We start from the raw sequence: 6629 nt of genomic DNA on the forward strand, positions 1-6629 counted from the left end.
ACGTATAATTGAGTAAGCGAAAGAAGGAAGGAAAAATGGCAAACATACAACAAGTTGCAGAATTGGCAGGTGTTTCAGTTGCTACTGTCTCTAGAGTGCTAAACAATCATAGTACAGTGGCAACTAAAACAAAATTAAAAGTAGAAGAAGCAATTAAGAAATTAAACTATGAACCAAGTATGCTAGGTAGAAATTTACGAAACTCTGAAAGTCGTTTGCTTCTAGTATTAATTCCTAAAATTTCAAATCCCTTTTATTTTGAAATTATTAAAGGAATTGAAACGACAGCATTAAGTCAAAGCTATAACGTTTTGTTATGTGAAACGGATTCTAATCCTGAGCGAAGAAATATTTATTTTGATTTAGTTCGGAAAAAAATGGCAGATGGTATTATTTCAATGGATCCTGCAATTAACTTAAAAACGTTGTTACAATTAGCTGAACGACACAGCATTATTCAATGTAGTGAATATGCAGTCGATAGTGGTATTTCTTACGTAACGATTGATAGCGAAAAGGCAGCGTACCGAGCTGTCAAACATTTAATAACAATTGGTCACAAAGATATCGCTTTTATTAATTCGGATAAGAAATACTTATATGCTAGGCAACGTGAAACAGGCTATAAAAAAGCGCTGGAAGAGCATGGTATACCATTTAATAAAACATATATTCGTTATACACAACAATTGAGTTTTGAATCTGGTCAACAAGCAATGCGGAGTTTATTAAGTGAAACAGACCGACTAACTGCAGTTTTTTCTGTTTCAGATTTACTTGCTATCGGAGCATTAAAAGAAATTCATGCCCAAGGACTTCAAGTTCCTAATGATATTGCTGTAGTAGGTTTTGATAATATTGATTTTTCTAATATGACTCATCCAACATTAACTACTGTCGAACAGCCCATGTACAAAATGGGCACGATTGCTGCACAGATGCTGATGGATAAAATAAAGGGTGAGGAAGTAGAAAGTGTTGTCTTAGATCACGAATTAGTCATTCGCGAATCTACGTCAGGTTAGATTAACAATGCATATCGTTAGTTCCATGTTTATTCGTTCTATTTCAGAAAGACTGGGAGGAAATAAGATGAGTATAAGAGTGGGGATTATTGGGTGTGGTTCAATTGTAAAACATCGGCACGCACCAGAATATAAAGCGAATCCATCTGTTTCGGATTTGGTGTTTTACGATCGGAATATTGAACGAGCCGAGGCGATGGCGAAGCAGTTTGAGGGTAGTGTTGCACACAGTGTTGAGGATCTGTTATTGGATACTACAATTGAGGCCATCAGTGATTGTTCTTCAAATGAGTACCATCATATTTTTTCTACAGAGGCGTTGTTACATGGAAAACATGTATTGTGTGAAAAGCCAATTGCACTCTCAGTTGAGCATGCCAATCAGATGATTGAAGCGCAAAAGAAGTCTGGTAAAAAGCTAATGGTTGCTCACAATCAAAGATTCACGAAAGCACATATGCGAGCTAAACAAATAATAGAAAGTAATGAATTAGGAAATGTACTTACTTTTAAAACATCTTTCGGTCATAAAGGTCCTGAACATTGGGGAACGAATAAGACTAACTCTACTTGGTTTTTTAAAAAGAATCGTTCTGGGTTTGGAGTACTTGGAGATTTAGGAATTCATAAAATAGATTTACTTCATTTTTTATTAGACGATGAGATCGAACAGGTATGTGCTTTTCAAGGTGCGCTTGATAAAAAAGATGAATACGATAACCCAATTGAAGTGTGCGATAATATTGTATCTAGTTTGAAGACAAAACGAGGCCGATTAGGTACAGCATCTTTTTCTTGGACGTATTATGGAGAAGAAGATAATAGTACGATTATTTATTTCGAACGTGGAATGATGAAAATATATGATAATCCAACGTACCAAATACAAGTAATTAAAAATAATGGAGAAAAAATTCACTACGAAGTGGAGCCAATACAAACGAATGATAATCAGTCAAATTCAGGCGTTATTGATGCATTTATACAGTGTATACGTTTGGATGAGACTCCACCTGTTACTGGTGAACAAGCATTATTATCTTTAAAAGTAGTGCTCTCAATGTTGGAAGCGGCAGAAAACGGCAGAGTGGTTCATGTGAGCTGAAATAAGAGTAAAAAGAAAATGACTCTAGCATTTGTGGCATGACAGAAATGGATGGATTCATGAGTGTCCTATTGAACTATGTTAAAGGATTATTAAAAAGTTCGTCTAGATTCTATCTAGTGTACGAGACCGATAAAAGACAGGAGGAGGGAAAGAGATGAAAGTAGGCGTATTTACTGTATTATTTTCTGATATGAAATTAGATGACATGCTTGATCATGTTCAAAAAGTAGGGGTACAAGCGGTTGAAATCGGTACAGGTGGTCACCCTGGAAATGCGCATTGTAATTTGGAAAAATTAATTGGAGACGAAGATTATCGAAAAGAATACTTAGATAAAATACATTCTCGTGGATTAACGATTAGCGCATTTAGTTGTCATGATAATCCCATTTCGCCAAATAAAGAAAACGCAAAAAAAGCACATGACACCTTGGTCAAAACAATAAGGCTAGCTCAGTTGCTTCAGGTTCCAATCGTAAATACTTTCTCTGGAATACCTGGTTCCCATGAAAACTCTACATATCCGAATTGGCCGGTAACCCCTTGGCCAACTGTATATGCAGATATTTTGAAATGGCAATGGGAGGAAAAACTCATTCCATATTGGAAGGAGATGGGCCAATTCGCGAAAGATCATGGAGTTAAGATTGGCATTGAATTACATGCTGGATTTTTAGTTCATACCCCGTATACAATGCTTAAATTACGTGAGGAAACAAATGAAGCAATTGGTGCTAATCTTGATCCAAGCCATTTATGGTGGCAAGGAATCGATCCAGTGGCTGCAATAAAAATTCTAGGCAGAGAAAAAGCAATTCATCATTTTCATGCAAAAGATACGTATATTGATCAAGATAATGTAAATATGTATGGGTTAACAGATATGCAGCCCTATCATAACATTCAAAGTAGAGCATGGAATTTTCGTACGGTTGGTTATGGACACAGTATTCAAGAATGGTCTAACATCGTAAGTGCTCTAAGGACATACGGGTATGATTATGTTATAAGTATTGAACACGAAGATCCAATTATGTCAGTGGAAGAAGGATTTTCTCAAGCGATTCGTAATTTAAAGCGGGTAAATATAGAGGAACCTCCATCAGAGATTTGGTGGGCGTAACTAAAATACTTGTCTTTAAACATAAAAATATTCAAGTTTAATAATATGGACTACATTCCCACAGTCTTGTACAGAGAAGTTGGGAATGTAGTCGTGTGCCTGGGATAGGCTATCATTTATTTGAAATTAGCTCATCTCACCTAAAACTAGCTCACTATTTTTGAAATTGGCTCATCTCACCTAAAACTAGCTCACTATTTCTGAAAGTAGCTCATCTCACCTAAATTTAGCTCACTATTTTTGAAATTGGCTCATATCACTTAAAATTAGCTCGCTATTTTTGAAATTGGCTCATATCACTTAAAATTAGCTCACTATTTCTGAAAGCAGCTCATATCATCGTAATTATATCAATATTGATTTATTTTCTAACTTTCGCCTATGCTGTTAAATTATAAATGCCTGATTATCAATTAACCCCCATTCCTTTTATCTTTCCATTTTCTTAGTTTTCTTTTAACAATATAATAAACTGCTAAGCCCACTACTGAAAATATTAGTATAATAGGAAGATTTCCAACGAGAAACACTACTATTCCTGATAAGGTTGCCAGTATATAGTTGGTGCTGATGGCGAGTTGTTTTTGTGTTCTTTCCCATGTATCTAAATCTTTGTTCTCTAGTTCTGGAATTTTGACGCTATTTTCATACATTGATATTTCAATGGTTGAAAAAGAGGTTTGATTTTCAAGGTATTTCATTTGACCAACAATCACTTCAATTTCTTCTTGGATCGTAGCTAAATCGTTCGAAATCTGTAATAAATCCTCTGTCTTTTTTGCTTCTTTCATGAATTCAAGCAGTCTTTCTTCAACTGCCCGTTTGGACTTCAATCTTGATTCTAAATCCATAAATTGTTCGGTTACATCTTGACCCGTCACATTTCGTTCAAGAACCTCAGCAGCAGTTTCTTCTGTATCAGATAAAAAGGCTTGAAAATCCTTCTCTGGAATTCTTACTTTTATATAAGCCGTATTATCATCCTCGTTTTCTCGATATATGTTTGATTCAACGATATATCCATCATATTTTTTAGCTTTGGCTTCAATGTTTGTTTGGGCTTTATCAATGTCTTTCACATTAATATGTAATTGTGCCTGGTGAATGATCATTCGATCTGTTTGAGCAAGATCAATTTTTGTTTCATCAGCACCTTTCGTTTCATTTTCTAAGGATTGATCCTTCAATTCGATTGCTGCAAAATCATTTGAAATTTCCGTATCGGCTTCCTCTGTTTCAGTGTTCGAATACATTTGGCTGTCGCTCTTTGCATCCTTCATTTCGTCACTCAATTCATCTAAACCAGAGCTACAAGCTGCTAAAAAGAGTAACATACTTAAAATTATTAACAATCTCAAATTCATTTTTCTCATGTAAAAACCTCCTTTGGCGATAATAGGTGAAACTATTATGTAAATTACTACTCCAGGTAGGAAATTCTATTAAAAAAGAGAAGTGAGTTTATCTTAAATGTATGCTTGTCCGGCAAAAAACATATTATAAAAAGGGCTTCTCGTTCAACAAATTAAATCAAAACTATGAATTTAGATAGAACGGATTTTAACCTGTTACTCGCTAAGTTTCATTCGAGGGCATCTAAAAATAGGAGGTGTGATGACATTCTCTTTTTGTAATCCGGACGATAAACGTTATGTGGATGCCCTGTATGGAATATATAAGAATAAAGAAGTGACTCTTTTATTCTTGTTTAGATGGTTTTGCCCAAACTAAGCACATGATATCTTTCCAATAGCGCTCCACATGCTCAGTCTCTAGATCGGATTGTTCAATTATAGCGATCATATCACGATTGAAGTGGCACCCGGATATATTCTTGAATAGAGGATTAATTATATTTTGCGAAGTAGAAAGTAATCTTTTAGTGCTGAGACCGTGTTCCATAAGTAATATCGTACCATTAGGTTTACACCATTTATTAAACTTATTTAAAGTAATAACTGGTTCCGGATAGCTGCAAAGTGTTAGGGTAGAAACGATACAATCAAATGTATTTTCTTCAAACGGCAATTGATCAATGTCGTTCTGTATAAAATTTGCTTTTATTTGTAGGGTAGAAGCTAATTGCTTAGCACTTTTAATCATCTGCTGACTAAAATCAACACCTGTTATGGATACATTTTCTCTGTTATAAAACGGAAAGTTGGCACCGACACCAATCCCAACCTCGAGAACATTTCCATAGGCACTTTTTAATAATTTTCTTCTCCAATTACTAAGTACTGCTTGATCCCTATATCTTTCATACTTTTTGGCCTGCTTATCATATTTTCTAATTAATTTGTCTTTTTTCATTTTTCCACCTCCAATAAATCAAACAATATTGGTGAATCCGTAGCAAGACGTTTTTTTATGTATAATATAGTTGAAAAAATATTTTGTGTGCTTCGAACTAATAAACCCTTTAATCTCAAGGTATATTGAGTTGCTAAAGTGCTTTCCTAACGTGAATAAATTATATCAAGAATTTATAAATTAAGATAGGAACAGTTTTACATATAAGTTGCTTTTTAAAAAATATCCCTAGACAAGTTCACGAAAAATGGTAAAATTTAATAAAGAAGATATGTAAGGGATTGTTTCTATGAAACTATGGATGAGAAAAACCATTGTAATTTTAATAGCGATTATGACATTGGGGATGTACGTACCTCCAGTATCTCCAAATGCCGAACCGTCTGAAAACAAAGACATATCCTCTGCTTCGAATCCAACAGACAAAGATGAATTTACAAAAGTAGCGGAAATAGAGGACCATGAATCTGCTTTCGATGATCTTATGTTTGATAGTGGGGATGAGTATGATTATTTAGATTCTTTACTGATGAAAGCACAAGAACAGACCATTACAAAACTTGGCCCCAAAATTGCTTCACAAATAGAAGATGAATTTACGGTAAATATTTTTCCAGTAATGGAAGAAATACTCACCACAATGATAGAAGACGCCGGGAAGGATGCGGCACCATACTTTGCAATTACTGAATCCCCATCGAGTGGAATTGGGGAAAGAATTTTTAATGTATATGATGAACGGAACAAAAAGGATGTAGCGAAATTTCATGTAAGACGTGAAAATCGTCCATTAGAAGGGTATTGGTTTAATTTTCATTATCATTTATACGAAGATAATTTTGAAAAGCATTATGAAATCGGTGATATTTATTGGGATAAAAACACTCCGCCCAAATGGATGTCATAAACCAGGTGTCGAGAAGGCACTTGGTTTTTTTATTTGGCTAAAATCAATAATGTAATGGAAGTGAAAAGTTGTAGATCGACTACGATATTATATTAAAAAGAGTAATACATATAGACAAATGGTGATCTTATAATTTAAAAAAAGGAAGAAAAA

6 protein-coding genes are annotated in these 6629 nt (G+C 34.5%); 4 read left to right on the top strand and 2 right to left on the bottom strand.

Annotation, left to right across the window (positions count from 1 at the left end; genetic code table 11):
• Positions 1-35 precede the first annotated feature (35 nt).
• From SPD48_RS17030 to SPD48_RS17040, 3 genes are all read left to right on the top strand, one after another.
• Positions 36-1025 (top strand): LacI family DNA-binding transcriptional regulator, encoded by a 990-nt coding sequence (locus SPD48_RS17030; RefSeq protein WP_336259322.1) that lies wholly within the window; start codon positions 36-38, stop codon positions 1023-1025.
• Between the two features lie 67 nt (positions 1026-1092).
• Complete coding sequence (locus SPD48_RS17035; RefSeq protein ID WP_336259324.1) at positions 1093-2130, top strand: Gfo/Idh/MocA family protein; 1038 nt, start codon at positions 1093-1095, stop codon at positions 2128-2130.
• Positions 2131-2287: 157 nt separating this feature from the next.
• Positions 2288-3256 (top strand): sugar phosphate isomerase/epimerase family protein, encoded by a 969-nt coding sequence (locus SPD48_RS17040; RefSeq protein ID WP_336259325.1) that lies wholly within the window; start codon positions 2288-2290, stop codon positions 3254-3256.
• Positions 3257-3669: 413 nt separating this feature from the next.
• Here the strand turns inward: SPD48_RS17040 and SPD48_RS17045 are convergent, their stop codons facing one another.
• Together SPD48_RS17045 and SPD48_RS17050 are read right to left on the bottom strand one after the other, a co-directional pair.
• Positions 3670-4629 carry a DUF4349 domain-containing protein gene (locus tag SPD48_RS17045; RefSeq protein WP_336259326.1) on the bottom strand — a complete coding sequence of 320 codons (960 nt, stop codon included), beginning with the start codon at positions 4627-4629 and terminating at the stop codon, positions 3670-3672.
• Between the two features lie 325 nt (positions 4630-4954).
• The gene (locus SPD48_RS17050; protein ID WP_336259327.1) at positions 4955-5569 is read right to left on the bottom strand and encodes a class I SAM-dependent methyltransferase; all 615 of its coding nucleotides are present in this window, start codon (positions 5567-5569) and stop codon (positions 4955-4957) included.
• Between the two features lie 289 nt (positions 5570-5858).
• On the opposite strand from SPD48_RS17050, the gene SPD48_RS17055 reads away from it, so the two are divergent.
• Positions 5859-6476 (top strand): YpjP family protein, encoded by a 618-nt coding sequence (locus SPD48_RS17055; protein WP_336259328.1) that lies wholly within the window; start codon positions 5859-5861, stop codon positions 6474-6476.
• The last annotated feature ends 153 nt before the right edge of the window (positions 6477-6629 follow it).

The sequence above is a fragment of the Pseudogracilibacillus sp. SE30717A genome (assembly GCF_037071985.1).
Lineage (GTDB): Bacteria > Bacillota > Bacilli > Bacillales > Amphibacillaceae > Pseudogracilibacillus.